At 53.4% G+C, this 16,001-nt stretch carries 16 protein-coding genes and 1 pseudogene; 13 read left to right on the forward strand and 4 right to left on the reverse strand.

The window, feature by feature from the left end; all coding sequences use genetic code 11:
• The first annotated feature begins 11 nt into the window (after positions 1-11).
• Complete coding sequence (locus ACW5XC_RS11245; protein ID WP_042053340.1) at positions 12-314, forward strand: ArsR/SmtB family transcription factor; 303 nt, start codon at positions 12-14, stop codon at positions 312-314.
• Between the two features lie 49 nt (positions 315-363).
• Here ACW5XC_RS11245 and rpsT read toward each other — a convergent pair whose 3' ends face one another.
• Entirely contained in the window at positions 364-627 is a 264-nt protein-coding gene (gene rpsT / locus ACW5XC_RS11250) for a 30S ribosomal protein S20 (protein WP_005308808.1), read from the reverse strand.
• Between the two features lie 191 nt (positions 628-818).
• Here rpsT and murJ point away from each other — a divergent pair, with 191 nt between their 5' ends.
• From murJ to tapY2, 12 genes are all read left to right on the forward strand, one after another.
• On the forward strand, positions 819-2,381 hold the full coding sequence (gene murJ, locus ACW5XC_RS11255; RefSeq protein ID WP_042053341.1) for a murein biosynthesis integral membrane protein MurJ: 1,563 nt from the start codon (positions 819-821) through the stop codon (positions 2,379-2,381).
• A gap of 154 nt (positions 2,382-2,535) precedes the next feature.
• Positions 2,536-3,510: a bifunctional riboflavin kinase/FAD synthetase gene (gene ribF, locus ACW5XC_RS11260; protein WP_042053342.1), complete on the forward strand. Its 975-nt coding sequence runs from the start codon at positions 2,536-2,538 to the stop codon at positions 3,508-3,510.
• Positions 3,510-6,371, forward strand: coding sequence for an isoleucine--tRNA ligase (gene ileS / locus ACW5XC_RS11265; protein WP_042053343.1), 2,862 nt, complete (start codon positions 3,510-3,512; stop codon positions 6,369-6,371). The genes ribF and ileS overlap by 1 nt, the downstream gene beginning before the upstream one ends.
• A complete protein-coding gene (lspA, locus tag ACW5XC_RS11270) occupies positions 6,371-6,868 on the forward strand; it encodes a signal peptidase II (protein ID WP_005340447.1) in 498 nt (165 codons plus the stop codon). Before ileS ends, lspA begins: the two co-directional genes overlap by 1 nt.
• Entirely contained in the window at positions 6,865-7,317 is a 453-nt protein-coding gene (gene fkpB, locus ACW5XC_RS11275) for an FKBP-type peptidyl-prolyl cis-trans isomerase (protein ID WP_042053344.1), read from the forward strand. The genes lspA and fkpB overlap by 4 nt, the downstream gene beginning before the upstream one ends.
• Positions 7,317-8,252 carry a 4-hydroxy-3-methylbut-2-enyl diphosphate reductase gene (gene ispH, locus ACW5XC_RS11280; protein ID WP_042053345.1) on the forward strand — a complete coding sequence of 312 codons (936 nt, stop codon included), beginning with the start codon at positions 7,317-7,319 and terminating at the stop codon, positions 8,250-8,252. The genes fkpB and ispH overlap by 1 nt, the downstream gene beginning before the upstream one ends.
• A gap of 110 nt (positions 8,253-8,362) precedes the next feature.
• On the forward strand, positions 8,363-8,767 hold the full coding sequence (locus ACW5XC_RS11285) for a type IV pilin protein (protein ID WP_021230967.1): 405 nt from the start codon (positions 8,363-8,365) through the stop codon (positions 8,765-8,767).
• Positions 8,768-8,769: 2 nt separating this feature from the next.
• Entirely contained in the window at positions 8,770-9,339 is a 570-nt protein-coding gene (gene pilV, locus ACW5XC_RS11290) for a type IV pilus modification protein PilV (RefSeq protein ID WP_042053346.1), read from the forward strand.
• On the forward strand, positions 9,336-10,331 hold the full coding sequence (locus ACW5XC_RS11295) for a PilW family protein (RefSeq protein WP_074042660.1): 996 nt from the start codon (positions 9,336-9,338) through the stop codon (positions 10,329-10,331). The genes pilV and ACW5XC_RS11295 overlap by 4 nt, the downstream gene beginning before the upstream one ends.
• Entirely contained in the window at positions 10,328-10,765 is a 438-nt protein-coding gene (gene tppD, locus ACW5XC_RS11300; RefSeq protein WP_074042661.1) for a type IVa pilus pseudopilin TppD, read from the forward strand. The genes ACW5XC_RS11295 and tppD overlap by 4 nt, the downstream gene beginning before the upstream one ends.
• Before the next feature lie 10 nt (positions 10,766-10,775).
• Positions 10,776-14,438: a pilus assembly protein gene (locus tag ACW5XC_RS11305; RefSeq protein ID WP_042053347.1), complete on the forward strand. Its 3,663-nt coding sequence runs from the start codon at positions 10,776-10,778 to the stop codon at positions 14,436-14,438.
• On the forward strand, positions 14,435-14,716 hold the full coding sequence (tapY2, locus tag ACW5XC_RS11310; RefSeq protein ID WP_042053348.1) for a type IVa secretion system protein TapY2: 282 nt from the start codon (positions 14,435-14,437) through the stop codon (positions 14,714-14,716). Before ACW5XC_RS11305 ends, tapY2 begins: the two co-directional genes overlap by 4 nt.
• Positions 14,717-14,743: 27 nt before the next feature.
• Here the strand turns inward: tapY2 and ACW5XC_RS11315 are convergent, their stop codons facing one another.
• From ACW5XC_RS11315 to ACW5XC_RS11325, 3 genes and pseudogenes are all read right to left on the reverse strand, one after another.
• Positions 14,744-15,271, reverse strand: coding sequence for a GspH/FimT family protein (locus ACW5XC_RS11315; RefSeq protein WP_042053349.1), 528 nt, complete (start codon positions 15,269-15,271; stop codon positions 14,744-14,746).
• A gap of 98 nt (positions 15,272-15,369) precedes the next feature.
• A pseudogene (locus tag ACW5XC_RS11320) lies at positions 15,370-15,747 on the reverse strand (GspH/FimT family protein); the annotation flags it as partial.
• Between the two features lie 18 nt (positions 15,748-15,765).
• Positions 15,766-15,888, reverse strand: a complete 123-nt coding sequence (locus ACW5XC_RS11325) for a pilus assembly FimT family protein (protein WP_236727559.1) — start codon at positions 15,886-15,888, stop codon at positions 15,766-15,768.
• Positions 15,889-16,001 lie beyond the last annotated feature (113 nt).

A 16,001-nucleotide genomic window follows, 5' to 3' on the forward strand; every position in this document is an offset into this window, starting at 1 on the left:
GGAGAGATGTGATGCAACTTGAAGAGATGGAAGCCAATGCGAGTAAAGCATTGGCCTTGCTCAAGGCGCTGGCCAACGAGCGGCGGCTGTTTATTCTGTGCCAGTTGCTGGAGCGCGAACTGTCAGTGGGGGAGCTCAACGAGCGATTGGGATTGAGTCAGTCGGCCTTGTCACAGCATCTGGCGCTGCTGCGGCGGGATGAGCTGGTGACGACGCGCAAAGAGGCTCAGACGGTCTACTATTCGCTGCGCAGCCATGAGGTGCGTGAAATGATCAGTTTGCTGCATCGACTTTATTGCAGCGCAGATAAATAAAAAACCGGCACTAAGGCCGGTTTTTTCAGCTTTGATCAGCAGAAGCTGATTAAGCCATAGCTTTGATCTGGGCAGACAGGCGGCTCTTGTGACGAGCAGCTTTGTTCTTGTGGATCAGGCCTTTGGTCGCCATACGATCCATGATCGGCTGAGCAACAGCGAAAGCGGCAGTCGCAGCAGCTTTGTCGCCAGAGGCGATAGCAGCAATGACTTTCTTCAGGTAGGTACGGGTCATGGAACGACGGCTGGCGTTGTGCTGACGGCGTTTTTCTGACTGAAGAGCGCGCTTCTTAGCAGATTTGATGTTAGCCAAGGTAAAACTCCTAAAACTGTCTTAGCGAGTGTATTGAAAAGGCCCGGAAATATGCCCTTCCAACCACATATTGTCAAATGATTTGTGCAAATAAACACCGCCTCCCGGTGGTGTGTCAGTAGGGAGACGGTTAAACTGTCGGCCGATTCTAGCAGCATTCTTTTCATTCTGACAGTTCCAGAGGCCTCGTCTTGAGTAAGAAATTGATCAAATCCGGCATGATAGTGTCCGGAATGACGCTGGCATCCCGCGTAATGGGCTTGGTTCGCGATGTGGTCATCGCAAATCTGCTCGGTGCCGGGGTGGCCGCCGACGTCTTCTTTTTTGCCAATCGCATTCCCAACTTTCTGCGTCGCCTGTTCGCCGAAGGTGCCTTCAACCAGGCCTTTGTTCCCGTGATGACGGAGTACAAGAAAAATGGCGACGAGGGGGAAGTGCGTGAATTGCTGGCGGCGGTTGCGGGCACGCTGGGGGGGATAGTGACTGTGGTCACCCTGCTCGGTGTGCTGGGGTCTGGTGTGCTGACCGCGTTGTTTGGCTGGGGCTGGTTCTGGGACTGGCTGCACGGCGGCCCTGCGGCCGAGAAGTTCGAGCTCGCCAGTCTGATGCTCAAAATCACCTTCCCTTACCTCTGGTTCATCACCTTTACCGCCATGGCGGGGGCCATCCTCAACACCTTCGGCCGCTTTGCGGTCTCGTCGTTTACGCCGGTGTTTCTCAACATCACCATGATTGCGGCGGCCTGGTGGATTGCGCCACTGATGGACAAACCGGAGATCTCGCTGGCGATTGGTGTCTTTTTGGGCGGTTTGGTGCAGTTTTTGTTCCAGTACCCCTTTTTGCGCCAAATCAACATGCTGGTATGGCCCAAGTGGGGATGGAATCACCCTGGGGTAGTGAAGATCCGCACACTGATGATCCCGGCCCTGTTCGGGGTCTCGGTTAGCCAGATCAACCTGCTGGTCAACACCATGCTGGCTTCCTTCCTGGCGACTGGTGCCATCAGCTATCTCTACTACTCGGATCGTCTGCTGGAGTTCCCCCTCGGGCTGTTTGCGGTAGCCATCAGCACCGTGATCCTGCCTGCGTTGGCTAAGAAGCATGTGGATGCCGATCCGGCGGACTTCTCCCGCACCATGGATTGGGGGGTGCGGATGGTGATGCTGCTCGGCCTGCCCGCCATGATAGGCATTGCGGTGATGCGCGAGCCCATTTTGCGAGTGCTGTTCATGCGCGGCGAATTTGGCCTGCATGAAGTGGCCATGTCGAGCGCCAGCCTGCTGGCCTCCACTACCGGTCTGCTCTCCCTGATGCTGATCAAGGTGCTGGCGCCCGGTTACTACGCCCGTCAGGACACCAAGACGCCGGTGCGGATCGGGGTGATGTCGATGATTGCCAACATGGTCTGCAACCTCATCTTCATCTACCCGCTCGGTTACGTGGGGTTGGCGCTCTCGACCGCCTGCTCGGGCACTCTGAATGCGGCTTTGCTGTTCAAGGGGTTGTACCAGCAGAGCGTCTATCGTCCCTCCCGCCATACCGGCGTGTTCTGCCTCAAGTTGCTGGTCGCCAGCGTGCTGATGGGGGGCGTGCTCGCCTATCTGTCGCCGGATCTGACCCAGTGGGGGGCGTGGAGCATGGGCAAGGCCAGTTTGCAGCTGACCATGCTGCTGTCGCTGGGGGCTGCGGTCTATGCCGTGGTGTTGCTGCTGCTGGGCATTCGGCCGCGTCACCTTAAATCGGGGCAGCAGTAGCCGTGATCCTGCGGCGCCATGGGGATAGTGCCTCATGGTGCCGCAGGGGGCGTGATTGGGCCCGGATAGTTGAAATCAGGCTATGAGGGCTGACCCTGCCTGCTGCCTGATATATAATCCGCCGATTTCCATGGCAGCAACGCACAAGGCACTGATGGAGCTTATTCGCGGCATTCACAATCTCAAGCCCCGTCACCGGGGATGTGTATTAACCATTGGCAACTTTGATGGGGTTCATCAGGGTCACCATGCGGTATTGGCACGTCTCAAGGAGAAAGCGGCCCAGCTGGGATTGCCCGCCTGCGTCATGCTGTTTGAGCCGCAGCCGCTGGAGCTGTTTGCCGGCACAGCTGCGCCCGCCCGGCTGAGCCGGTTGCGGGAGAAGTACGAAGCGCTGCAGGGGCTGCATATCGATCGCATGCTCTGCGTGCGCTTCAGCCACCGCTTCGCCGAGCAGGCGGCCTCGACCTTCATCGAGCAGTTGCTGGTGGAGAAGCTCGGGGTGCGCTATCTGGTGGTTGGCGATGATTTTCGCTTCGGCAAGGGGCGGGAAGGGGACTTCCACCTGCTGGAGGAGGCGGGTCATCGCTTCGGCTTTGAGGTGATCAGTACCCAGAGCTTCCAGCTCGAACGGCAGCGGGTCAGCAGCACACTCGTACGCGAGTCCTTGAAAGCGGGCAGGATGGCGGAGGTGGAGCTGATGCTTGGCCGTCCCTATACCATCAGCGGCCGGGTGGCCCACGGCGACAAGCTGGGGCGCACCATAGGTTTTCCCACCGCCAATCTGGCCCTCAAGCGCCAGGTGATCCCGGTCGGTGGCGTGTTTGCGGTGGAAGTGATATGTTCCGGCAAGACCTTCCCCGGTGTAGCCAATGTGGGTGTACGGCCGACCTTGAGCGGTACACAAGCCAGATTGGAAGTACATCTATTTGATTTTTCTGGTGATCTATATGGTCAGCAGGTCAAGGTGCTGCTTCGCCACAAGCTGCGCGAAGAGCAGAAGTTTACCTCTTTCACTGCCTTGAAAGAGCAGATCGAACGAGATGCCCTGGCGGCCCGAGCCTGGTTCGGGCTGCCACAATTCAATTTACCCAGCACTCTTTTAGAAAAGAAGGGAACCCAGGACTGATGAGCGACTATAAACACACCCTGAATCTTCCGGAAACCGAGTTTCCGATGCGTGGCGATCTGGCCAAGCGCGAACCCAACATGCTGAAACGTTGGTACGATCAGGATCTCTACGGCGCTATTCGCCGCGCCAAAGCGGGCAAGCCTTCTTTCATTCTGCACGATGGCCCCCCCTATGCGAACGGCAACATTCACATCGGTCACTCGGTCAACAAGATCCTCAAAGACATCATCATCAAGTCCAAGGGCCTCTCCGGTTTCGATTCCCCCTATGTGCCGGGTTGGGATTGCCACGGTTTGCCTATCGAACTGAAAGTGGAAGGCATGGTCGGCAAGCCGGGTGAGAAGGTTTCCGCTGCCGAATTCCGTGCCGAGTGCCGCAAATACGCCAAGACCCAGATCGAAGCGCAGAAGACCGACTTCATCCGTCTGGGTGTGCTGGGTGACTGGGAACACCCCTACCTGACCATGGATTTTGGCACCGAAGCCAACATCATCCGCTCCATGGCCAAGATCGTTGAAAACGGCCACTTGCACAAAGGCTCCAAGCCGGTGCACTGGTGTACCGATTGCGGCTCCGCGCTGGCTGAAGCCGAGGTTGAGTACTACGACAAGAACTCCCCCTCCATCGATGTGCGCTTCAAGGCTGTTGATGAGGCGACCGTTGCCGCCAAGTTTGACTGCGCCGAAGGCCACACCGGCAAGGGCCCGCTCTCTGCGGTGATCTGGACCACCACTCCGTGGACCCTGCCAGCCAACCGCGCCATCGCCATGCACGCCGATCTGGATTACGCACTGGTGCAGGTTGAAGGTGAGCACCCCGAGCGTCTGATCCTGGCCGCAGAGCTGGTCAAGGACGTCATGGATCGCGCCGGTATCGAGAAATTCCACAATCTGGGCTATGCCAAGGGGGCCGCGCTCGAGCTGCTGCGCTTCAACCACCCCTTCTACAGCTTCGACGTGCCTGTGGTACTGGGTGATCACGTCACCCTGGATGCCGGTACCGGTGCCGTACACACTGCCCCTGGCCACGGTCAGGAAGACTTCGTGGTCGGCCAGAAGTACGGTTTGGAAGTGGCCAACCCGGTTGGCAGCAACGGTGTTTACCTGCCGGATACCGAACTGTTTGCCGGCCAGCATGTGTTCAAGGCCAATGCCTCCGTGATCGAAGTGCTGACCGAGCGCGGCGCCCTGCTGCACCACAAGGTGTTCAACCACTCCTATCCGCACTGCTGGCGTCACAAGACCCCGATCATCTTCCGTGCCACCCCGCAGTGGTTCATCAGCATGGAGCAGAAGGGTCTGCGCAAGCGCGCACTGGAGGAAATCGAGCGCATCGAGAAGGACGGTATTGCCCAGCAAGGCCAGAGCGGCTGGGTACCGGCCTGGGGTAAAAACCGCATTCAGGCGATGGTCGAGAACCGTCCTGACTGGTGTATCTCCCGTCAGCGCACCTGGGGTGTGCCTATCTCCCTGTTCGTCCACAAAGAGACCCAGGAACTGCACCCGGAATCTGTGCGCCTGATGCATGAAGTAGCCAAGCGTGTCGAGCAGTCCGGCATTCAGGCATGGTGGGATCTGGACAAGGCCGAGCTGCTGGGTGCCGATGCCGACATGTATGACAAGGTGCCTGACACTCTGGACGTCTGGTTCGACTCCGGTTCTACCCACGCTTCCGTGGTTGATGCCCGTCCCGAGTTCAATGGCAAGCCGGCCGACATGTATCTGGAAGGTTCTGACCAGCACCGCGGCTGGTTCATGTCCTCCCTGATGATCGGCGTGGCCATGAAAGACAAGGCTCCCTACAACCAAGTGCTGACTCACGGCTTCACCGTGGATGGTCAGGGTCGCAAGATGTCCAAGTCCATCGGCAACGTGGTGAGCCCGCAGGACGTGATGAACAAGCTGGGTGCCGACATCCTGCGTCTGTGGGTAGCGAGCACTGACTACACCGGCGAGATGACTGTCTCCGACGAGATCCTCAAGCGCTCTGCCGATGCTTATCGTCGTATTCGCAACACTGCCCGCTTCCTGCTGGCCAACCTGAACGGCTTCAATCCGGCGACCGACATGGTGGCACCTGCCGACATGGTAGTGGTGGATCGTTGGGCTGTCGGTCGTGCCAAAGCGGTACAGGCCGAGATCATGGCGGCATTCGACGAGTACAACTTCCACGGTGTAACCCAGAAGCTGATGCAGTTCTGCTCCATCGAGATGGGCTCCTTCTATCTGGATGTGATCAAGGATCGTCAGTACACCGCCAAGGCTGACAGCCTGGCCCGTCGCTCCTGCCAGACCGCCCTGTATCACATTGCAGAAGCCATGGTGCGCTGGATGGCGCCGATCATGAGCTTCACCGCCGACGAGATCTGGGCTCTGCTGCCGGGCGAGCGCGGCGAGTTCGTCTTCACCGAGGTGTGGTACGACGGCCTGTTCGGTCTGGAAGCGGGTGAATCTCTCAACGACGATTTCTGGGCCGAGATCCTCACCGTGCGTGGTGAAGTGAACAAGGCGCTGGAAGTGGCCCGTGGCGAGAAGCGTATCGGCGGTTCCCTACAGGCCGAACTGACCCTGTTCGCCAAGCCGGAGCTGGCTGCACGCCTGAACGCCCTGGCTGATGAGCTGCGCTTCGTGCTGCTCACCTCCAAGGCCAAGGTGGTCGTGGCTGACTCTGCGCCGGAAGGCTCTGTGGCGACCGAGCGTGATGACCTGTGGCTGAGCGTGGCCCAGTCTGCCGCCGCCAAGTGCGACCGCTGCTGGCACCACGTAGAAGATGTGGGCACCATCGCGGGTCACGAAGAGATCTGTGGCCGCTGCGTCACCAACGTCGAGGGTGACGGCGAAACGCGTCAATTTGCCTGATGAACATGACTCAACATAAAAGCGGCCTGCGTTGGCTGTGGCTGGCGGTGCTGGCCTTTGTTCTGGACCAGGCGAGCAAGCTCGCCGTGGTCAAGTTGCTGCCATTTGGTTACCCGGGGGTGGAGATCACCCCCTTCTTCAACCTGGTTCACGTCTACAACAAGGGCGCCGCATTCAGCTTCCTGGCTGATCAGGGGGGCTGGCAGCGCTGGTTCTTCGCGGTGCTGGCTTTTGCCATCTGTGGATTGCTGATCCACTGGCTGCGCAAGCAGTCGGTGACCCAGCGTTGGAGCGGTATCGCCTATTCACTTATCATCGGCGGCGCCCTCGGCAACGTCTTTGATCGACTGGTGTTGGGCCATGTGGTCGATTTCCTCGACTTCTACTGGCAGCGTGCGCACTGGCCGGCATTCAATCTGGCCGACAGCTTTATCTTTATCGGGGCCGCCATGATTGTGCTGGACGGTTTCCGTGGCGAGAAAAAGGAGCAGGCATGAGCCAGCAGATCACCGCTAACAGCAGCGTGCTGTTCCACTTCTCCATCAAGCTGGAAGATGGCTCGGTGGCCGACAGCACGGCGCTGCACGGCAAACCAGCCCGCCTGCGGATAGGCGATGGCAGCCTGACCCCCACCTTCGAGCAGTGTCTGCTGGGGCTGAGCGAAGGGGAGAGCAAGAGTTTTACTCTGGCGCCGGAAGAGGCCTTTGGTCTCTCCAACCCCGACAACATCTACCATCTGGATCGCGCCAAGTTTGGCGCCGATGTGGAGCCAAAAGTCGGCACTATCATCCTGTTCGATCAGCCCAATGGCAGCGAGCTGCCGGGCATCATCCGGGCGGTAGCCGGGATGTCGGTCACGGTCGATTTCAACCACCCGCTGGCCGGTCATACCGTCACCTTCGAGGTGGAGATCCTGGGCGTTCATGATGAGGAGAAGGTGCATTAATGGATATTCTGCTCGCTAACCCTCGCGGTTTTTGCGCCGGTGTCGATCGTGCCATCAGCATTGTCGAGAGCGCGCTGGAGAAGTTCGGTGCCCCCATCTATGTCCGCCACGAAGTGGTGCATAACCGCTATGTGGTGAACAAGCTGAAAGAGGCTGGCGCAGTCTTCGTCGAGGAGCTGGACGAGGTGCCGGATGACAGCATCGTCATCTTCTCTGCCCACGGTGTGGCCAAGACAGTGCGCGAGATGGCCAAGTCCCGCGCCCTCAAGGTATTTGATGCCACCTGTCCGCTGGTGACCAAGGTTCATATGGAGGTGCATCGAGCCAGCCGCAAGGGCTCCGAGGCGGTGCTCATCGGCCACGCCGGTCACCCCGAGGTGATCGGGACCATGGGGCAGTACGAGAATCGCGAAGGCGGCATGTATCTGGTGGAGACGCCGGAAGATGTCGCCAAGCTCAAGGTGAAGAATCCGGATGACCTCTGCTTTGTCACCCAGACCACCCTGAGCGTGGATGAGACCTCTGACGTCATCGATGCGTTGCGCAAGTACTTCCCCAAGATCCAGGGGCCGCGCAAGGACGATATCTGCTACGCCACCCAGAACCGTCAGGATGCGGTGCGGGAGATGGCAGGGCTGGTGGACGCCATGTTGGTGGTGGGGTCTCGCAACTCCTCCAACTCCAACCGTCTGCGCGAGCTGGCCGAGAAGGTGGGCGCCAGAGCCTATCTTATCGACGATGCGTCGATGATTGAGGCGAGCTGGCTGGAAGGCGTGAAGGCGATTGGCGTCACCGCTGGCGCATCCGCCCCCGAGGTGCTGGTGCAGTCTGTGATTGCCCGCCTGCGCGAGCTGGGTGGCAAGGTGGTCGCCGAGCATCCTGGCCGTGAAGAGAACGTAGTCTTTGAGGTTCCTCCCGAACTTAGAATAATTTGAGTGCAGCCAGGAAGGCTTAAGAATAAAGTGTGTTGATAATGACGCCGGGTTTGTTCATGAGACAGGCTCGGCGTTAAACTTATGCAGCAGTCTGTCACCAAGGATGGGATATGATTGGATACTTTCGTGGCTTTTCTCTTATTGAGTTGATGATTGTCATCGCCATCGTGGCGATTCTTGGCACCATCGCTTATCCCGCCTATCAGCAATATGTGCTGACCAGTCATCGTGTCGAAGCCAAGAGCATGCTGCTCAATGCGGCCAATCGGCAAGAAACCTATTTCATGGATTTCAATCAGTATGCATCCTCTGCTGCTGCTCTTGGTATCAGTAGTGCATCTGAGAATGGTCTGTATCAATTATCCATTGCCGTATCAGGCAACACCTACACCTTGTCAGCCAGTGCTGGCTCGACGACAGCCCAAGCCAAAGATACCGATTGCACGGTGTTTTCCATTAATCAGTTGGGTGTCAAAAGTGCCTCTGGTGCAGCTAGCAATAGCTGTTGGGAATAGCCATGGCCATTCATGTTTCATCACATGAGAGGGGATTCAGCCTGCTGGAGGTGATGATCACCGCTGTCATCCTGTCGCTGGGGCTGCTTGGTCTGGTTGCTTTGCAAACCCATTCCAAATTTGCCAGTTATGAAGCTCGTCAGCGTACTATTGCCAGCTGGTTGGCTAACGATATGGTTGAACGAGTACGGATAAATCGCGATAGCTGGAGTGCATCCGGTGCAGTGACCGTCAATCTTGCCGCCAACTTGCCACGCCCGACATGCGCCGCTGCAGATGGCACAATCAGCGCGTGCAGTGCTGCAGATTTACGTAACGCCGACCTTCACTACTGGCAACAAGCCCTGCTTGGGGCCAGTGTGTCGGGGGCGGCATCTTCCTTGAATTCCCCGATAGGCTGCGTGGTGCGGCGGGCCAATAATGTATTGGCTGTCGGTATATTCTGGGCTGGCAAACAAGAGATATCTGATGGGGGGGCTGCTGCCGCTGCAGCAACGCTGATCAATGAGTGTCAACTCTCGACAGCAAATAATCTTTCGAGGCGCCAGTTTATTCTGACGACGACTTTATGAATTCTCGCGGTTTCACGCTGGTAGAGTGGCTGGTCGCTATGCTTCTCGGTTTATTTTTGTTGGCGGGGGTATTCACAGTTTTTGTGATGTCTCGCTCCAGCTCTGAAGATGCCTTTGATCAAAGTGAATTACAGGAGAATGGTCGGCTGGCTATTCGACTGATTAGCCAAGATATCAAATGGGCTGGTTTTTTTGGCGCCTATACCGGCCAATCAACTCAGGTTGGCTCCTCACTGTCGCTCAGCACTGGCAGTACCATTTTATCAGCCAGTGATTGTCTGGATGAGCGCTCTGTCGGTAGTTTGCCATCACCTCTTGGGCCAATTCGCGGGCTTTGGGTTTCACGGGTTTCCGCAAGCAAAGGATTGAGTGGTTTTACTTGTATTGATGCCAACGATCGAGTGGCAAACTCCGATGTAATCAGTATCAAGCGACTGGTAGGGCGTCCTATACCAGCATCAGAGGGATTGGATACAAACCGCTTTTATATGGCAACCAATAGTCAGGAGGCGAGAGTCATCAAGGGAAGCGAAACCAGACCACTCTTTGGTGCCAATAATGAGAGCCAGATCTGGGAATACCAGCACTACATTTATTACCTGTCACAAGAAGATGGTATTCCTGTTTTACGCAAGCGCTATTTGACCGTCAATGGTGGCTCTGCTCTGATTGGTGGAGCCATGGCTGAGGGCGTTGAACATATGGTGCTGATGTATGGTGTTGACGATTCCTTGATCCCTGATGGACGCATAGACAGATATATGTCAACGGACCAAATGACAACACAGCGCTGGAATGAGGGGCGAGTATTGGGGGCTCGGCTTTTCTTGCTGATTAGAGCTGCTCGGGAGTCAAGTCGCTATAAGAATAACAATAGCTATCAACTCGGTAATATTACGGTTAATGGTGGTGGTGATGGTTATCGCCGTCTGCTCTTGGAAAGCAGTATTGCATTACGCAATCAACAAATAACCACCCGAGGTGGAACATGAGATTGGTTAAAAAAAACCAGGGTGTAGCATTGATCGTTGCACTGGTTATTCTGGTTCCCTTGACTCTGATTGCGGTGGTCGTCATGCAATCCAGTGGTATGAGTCTGAAGATGGCGGGTTCCAGTGCCAGTTTGCAACGGGCGGAGCACGAAGTTGAAGGTACTCTGGAGTCTGCATTGAGCGATACTTCTCTCTCAACACAAATTGCAACGCAGGCAATTGGTACTTCGGCGGCAATAGGCACTACCACTCCTGCTACTACTTTGACAGTCAATACAGAAAGTGTATGCAAACGAAAATTTGAAGCCAGTAGCCAGAATGTAACGCCAGCTTGTCGTTATGCTGAAGCCACCACATCCAGTGCTTATGGCAAGGTGAATAGCCAAATGACCTTTACTGCCGGGGTAGAACAACCCTTGCTCAGTGCCAATTAGGGAGCGGGTGATGAACATAAGGAACTGTTTGTTTACAAGCTTGCTGGTATTGTGTTGCGGAATATCAGGGGGATCTTTGGCGGTAGGTACTGGCTATTCCGATGATACCGAGTTGTTTATTTATGACTTTGCCAAGGCGGGGGACTTCCGCCCTAAGGTGCTCTTTATTTTCGATAACTCGGGGAGTATGAAAAATACAACCGAAGTTGCTAAAGAGCCTTATGACTCATCGATAAGTTATCCATCATTAGCTAATGATCCAGATGTTAATAATAGTAATCGCTTCATCTATTTCTCCACTGATGGAAAAGTTCCCACTATCAACAGTACCAAACGTTTTAGTGAGAATTTAAATGCATGTGCGACATCTAAAGGCCCTCTAAATAATGTGGGCCGATTTCAGTCACGAGTTTGGGGATATGAAATATATGATAAAAATAGAAAGGGGCGTTGGCGATCTCTAAATGATTTTGATATTTACAGTATAATAATTGCAGATTGCCAGCAAGATATTGATGAGCAAGACGCAAATAATCAATATTCAGGTCCATATTCAACATATATTGTTGATGGTTATCCCGTTGACAAGCCAAACCGCACAACGGGAAGCTGGTTTTACACATCAAATGTAGCCAATGCTCTTGCTAGTGGTAGTTCTACCCAGATCTCATTATTTACGGCAAATTATGTCCGTTGGTATTACGGTAGTACAGGTGTGTCAACACAAACTCGATTAAAAGTTGCTCAGGATGCAGTCAAAGAACTGGTTTTGGCTACGCCAGCTGTCGATTTTGGTCTGGCTGTTTTTAACTACAATGATGGCAATGAACCAGGTAGTAGAAATGGCGGAAGAATAATCCGCAATATTGTAGGTAACGATGCCATCCTCACCTCTGGTAAAAGCGGTGCGCAGGATTTGATTGACAAGGTAAATAGTTTGAGCTCTGACACTTGGACTCCCTTGTGTGAAACATTATATGAATCATATAGATACTTTGGCGGTTTGGGGGTGTACTTTGGTGACGATGATGTAAATCGTACTCCCAAGCGGGATAGCAATGCTGAAGTAACATCGGGTATATATAAAACCCCCTATGATAAATGTTCCAATAATGGTTATATCATCTATATGACAGATGGTGAACCAACCAATGATAAAGCAGCCGATTCCCTTGTTGCCAACCTGATCAGTACGTTATCTACAGAGGATAAGGTTGCTTATGGCGGCTTGGTTAGTTATGGGTCTTCTGGTGAAAAAAGCTATCTTGCTGCACTTGCCGGATATATGAAAAACAATGATGTAAACACCTCGGCTATAGGCAAACAAACAGTCACAACATTCACCGTGGGTTTTGGAGATGAAGCAATTAAGGGGGCCGGTGCATTATTGGCAGAGACCGCTCGTCGTGGTGGGGGTAAATACTATCCAGCAACCGATGCAACCCAACTTAACGAAGCATTAAAATCATCATTGCTAGCTATCTTGAAAATGAATACCTCGTTGGTCTCTCCCGCCATTGCCACTAATAACTTTGACCGTACTCGCAGTCTGAATAATATTTATTATGCAATGTTTGAGCCTGGTTCTGGTCCACGATGGAAGGGCAATCTTAAAAAGCTGGTTCTGAATCCAGATAAGGGTTATGTAGTCGATCAGAGTGGCTTACCTGCGATATCCAGTGATGGAACAATTCTTGAGTCAGCAAGAACCTATTGGTCATCCACCAGTGATGGTAACAAGGTTGCCGAGGGTGGGGTACAAGAGATGCTGGCAGCTAAAACCAATCGCAATCTTTATGTTATGCCCCCTTCCACTAATACATTAACTCCCTTTAGCAAGTCTGCTCTTGAGGGCATGGCAGGCGGGGCGACGCAGCTACGCACTGTCATGAAGCTTGATAGTGCTGATAGCATGGATGACCTGCTTAATTGGACCAAGGGGATTGATGCGTTTGATGAGAATCAGGATGGTGATAGAACAGATAATCGGGAGCATATTCTTGGTGACCCGTTGCATTCACGGCCATTAGTGATCAACTACGGTTGTACAACGTCGACAGGACAGACTACATGTACACCTGACTTGCGCATTGTGATGGGAAGTAATGCCGGCTTCTTGCATATGTTTAAAGACAGCGGCACCACGGTTGATGAAAGCTGGGCCGTTATGCCTTATCAATTTATCGCGAATCAGAAAGCGCTGCGAGAGAACCTGGACTCATCAGTGCATCTCTATGGTGTGGATGCATCGCCTACAGTGCTGGTCAATGAGCAAGTAAAAGATGGTCATATCAAGTCGTCACAAGGTGACAAGGTGTGGTTATTTACCGGGCTGCGCGGTGGTGGCAAGGCCTATTATGCGTTGAATATATCTAATCCGGACTCCCCTTCGCTGATGTGGCGGTTGGATAAAAACAGCGCCGGTTTCAGCAAACTGGGTGAGACCTGGTCGATCCCCGAGGTTGCGTTTATTCCCGGTTATTACACAGAAACCAATGGTAAAAAAACCTATAAGCCAGTCCTGATATTCTCTGGAGGTTATGATCAGGCCAAGAGCTATTTGGGCCAGGGGGCTGAAGACAGTGAAGGGTTGGGTATTTATATCGTGGATGCTGAGGCCGGTACGCTATTGTTCAGCTTTACCCCGGATGCGGCCAGTGCAACCAACAAACAGGTTGCAGGCATGGTTTATAGCATGCCTGGCTCTGTTTCTGTGCTGGACAGCGATGGAGATGGTGTATCTGATCGGGTTTATGCGGGTGATACCGGCGGCCAGATCTGGCGCATCGACATGAAGGGGACAGAAAAATCCAAATGGACGGCCATCAAATTTGCCAGTTTGGGAAATGCACATTTAAGTGGAACTGCCAAGAAGCTGGAAGATGATCGCCGTTTCTTTACCCAGCCCGTATTGGTGCGCACCATTAATAAAGGTTGGAAGTATGATGGTACAAATTATCTTTACAGTGAGCGTCCGTTTGATGCCGTATTGATAGGCAGTGGTGATAGAAACCGCCCCTCCTCGGAGGCGACAACCCAAAATGTGTATGTGATGCTACGTGACTACAATGTTAATCCAACCTTGTTTGGGGCAACGTCTGAACCAGCTGTGCCATCAAGTATCACACTGAACGATCTCTACGATGTGACCAGCGATCCCTTTACGGGTTTGAATGAAGAGCAGATTGTAAACACCACCAAGGCGTTGACCAGCAAGTTGGGATGGAAATTCTGGCTCAATGAAAGCGGTGAAAAATCAATGGGGGCTGGTTTGGTGTTGCAAGGCAAGCTCTATTTCACCTCCTTCTTGCCTCAGGTACAGGACTTCCAACAATGTACGATTCAATCGATCGGTGCCATGCGCCAATATATGATTGATATGCACTATGGCACTTCTTTCAAATATGTACTGGATAACAACAATCAGGAAGTTATTCAGCGTTACGTAGAGGTGCAAAATAAGGTTGCTGATGATCTGGTTATTCATGGTGGGGATGATGGCCGGATCAGGATTATAGGTGGTGCTCCGGGCAAGGAGGTCATCCTCAAAGATGATGGGAAGGGAGAGCCTGAGCGCTGTACCGGTGAAGGAGAATGCTCACAAGGTGCGGAAGAGGCAAAAATGGATATGTCTCCCAAGAAAATCTATCTGTATGAAGGAGAACAGGGATGAAACGCATGCTGCTCTGGTGTGTGAGCTTGCCCTTGTTGGTTCATGCCCAAACGGAAGACATAAAATGTTATGTCACTCTGGAAGGTGGCGTGCAGATGGTGTTGCAGCAACCGGTAACTGATACGAGCAAGGCAAATCTGGTCAGGGTGTTTAAACAGAAAGGTTATGAGATTGATGGGGTGGTACATCTTGTCACAGAGGTAATCGAGTGCGTTCCTTTGGCGGCTACCTTTTCGCTGGCTGATGCAAAAAAACAAGATGAAATCCAACCCAGATAACGTTGGTTATTGAGTAGGGTAAAGGGGCTAAGAACAACTCAGCCCCTTTTTTTCGCTTCTGCTTCTGCCGGATGGGGAAACGATGATATCGACTCGAGGTGCCTGGTCGATACAAAACCGGAGTGTCATGTTGGTGCCAATCGCAGTGCCATCTGGACTGAATCGCACAAATTGTCGATTGGCCGTCACGGTATGTTTTTCAAGAAAGGGTTCTGTTGCTGATAACAAGATATCGCCATTTGCAATATCGAACTGGCGATCCTGATTGATGTCGAGAAAGACAAGCATGCGCTGGGCGCCAGCTTGATTTGCGAGTACGCAGCTTTCTTTTGTGGAGTTCCTGACAGGCATGGCAAGACATGCCGTGACGGGTTGCTGCTGTGTGATGGCTTGTCGTTGGCCGAAGATCAGGTGGTCCTGCAGGTTTCTTGTGTAGATGTCGCTGTCGGTAGATGTCAGCAGATTTGCCAATGACGGCAGTCCTAATGTCAGCAGGATGGTTGTCAGGCTTGCCGATATCAAAAACTCAAGCAGGGTAAATCCATTTCGTGCCATAGCGTATGAGTCCTTATTCAAAGGAGACTCTAAGCATAGCTATTGGATTGAAATGGATCCTTTTGTGCTCGTGTGTGTTTCGCGGTAGTTAATGCTGGTCATGGACATACTGCACCACTTGCCTGGCTATGGGCACGCCCGGCAGGCATAACTTCAATCTGAACGCCCTTTTCGCCGCTTACACAGAGTGAAAAGATGACCTCGCTGTCAGACGTAATGGTGCCATCTGGGGTGAAGCGCAGCGCCTGTGCATCTGCAGAAATGGCCAGTTCTGCAGGAAACTCTGGACTTGCCGTCAGAGTTGTTTCGCTGCCATTGAGCTTCTGATCGCTATTAGTATCGATAAAAGCGATCTGCCGGGTCGCTCCATTTTGATTGGCAGTAACGCACTCTTCTACAGAATTATTGATAGTGGTCAGGCAGAGAGTAACCGTTTGCTGGTTAGAGATAGCCTGTTGTCTGGCATAGTTTAAGTGGTTGAGAAGGCTTTTTTCCTAGGTCGCCAAATTATTGCTGCCAAGCAGGTTAGAGAGGGAAGGAATACCAATTCCCAACAGAATGACGCCCAGCGCAATGGCTATCATCAACTCCATCAGGGTAAATCCGGCGTTTTTCATATCTGCGAAGGCCTGTCGTTCCGTGACTATCTACAGCTTATCCTTCCCGCAGGTTGCTGTCACACGGTTACGCCTGTCTTGAACTGGCAGATTGCCCCCCTTTTCTTTATCAT

The organism is Aeromonas sp. 25-AL00135 (genome assembly GCF_054052385.1).

What these genes read in the sequence shown, in the direction of transcription:
- ACW5XC_RS11245 (WP_042053340.1), top strand. Translation starts at nt 12, where the DNA reads ATGCAACTTGAAGAGATGGAAGCCAATGCGAGTAAAGCATTGGCCTTG.
- ribF (WP_042053342.1), top strand. Translation starts at nt 2,536, where the DNA reads ATGGAGCTTATTCGCGGCATTCACAATCTCAAGCCCCGTCACCGGGGA.
- ileS (WP_042053343.1), top strand. Translation starts at nt 3,510, where the DNA reads ATGAGCGACTATAAACACACCCTGAATCTTCCGGAAACCGAGTTTCCG.
- lspA (WP_005340447.1), top strand. Translation starts at nt 6,371, where the DNA reads ATGAACATGACTCAACATAAAAGCGGCCTGCGTTGGCTGTGGCTGGCG.
- fkpB (WP_042053344.1), top strand. Translation starts at nt 6,865, where the DNA reads ATGAGCCAGCAGATCACCGCTAACAGCAGCGTGCTGTTCCACTTCTCC.
- ispH (WP_042053345.1), top strand. Translation starts at nt 7,317, where the DNA reads ATGGATATTCTGCTCGCTAACCCTCGCGGTTTTTGCGCCGGTGTCGAT.
- ACW5XC_RS11285 (WP_021230967.1), top strand. Translation starts at nt 8,363, where the DNA reads ATGATTGGATACTTTCGTGGCTTTTCTCTTATTGAGTTGATGATTGTC.
- pilV (WP_042053346.1), top strand. Translation starts at nt 8,770, where the DNA reads ATGGCCATTCATGTTTCATCACATGAGAGGGGATTCAGCCTGCTGGAG.
- ACW5XC_RS11295 (WP_074042660.1), top strand. Translation starts at nt 9,336, where the DNA reads ATGAATTCTCGCGGTTTCACGCTGGTAGAGTGGCTGGTCGCTATGCTT.
- tppD (WP_074042661.1), top strand. Translation starts at nt 10,328, where the DNA reads ATGAGATTGGTTAAAAAAAACCAGGGTGTAGCATTGATCGTTGCACTG.
- ACW5XC_RS11305 (WP_042053347.1), top strand. Translation starts at nt 10,776, where the DNA reads ATGAACATAAGGAACTGTTTGTTTACAAGCTTGCTGGTATTGTGTTGC.
- tapY2 (WP_042053348.1), top strand. Translation starts at nt 14,435, where the DNA reads ATGAAACGCATGCTGCTCTGGTGTGTGAGCTTGCCCTTGTTGGTTCAT.
- ACW5XC_RS11315 (WP_042053349.1), bottom strand. Translation starts at nt 15,271, where the DNA reads ATGGCACGAAATGGATTTACCCTGCTTGAGTTTTTGATATCGGCAAGC.
- ACW5XC_RS11325 (WP_236727559.1), bottom strand. Translation starts at nt 15,888, where the DNA reads ATGAAAAACGCCGGATTTACCCTGATGGAGTTGATGATAGCCATTGCG.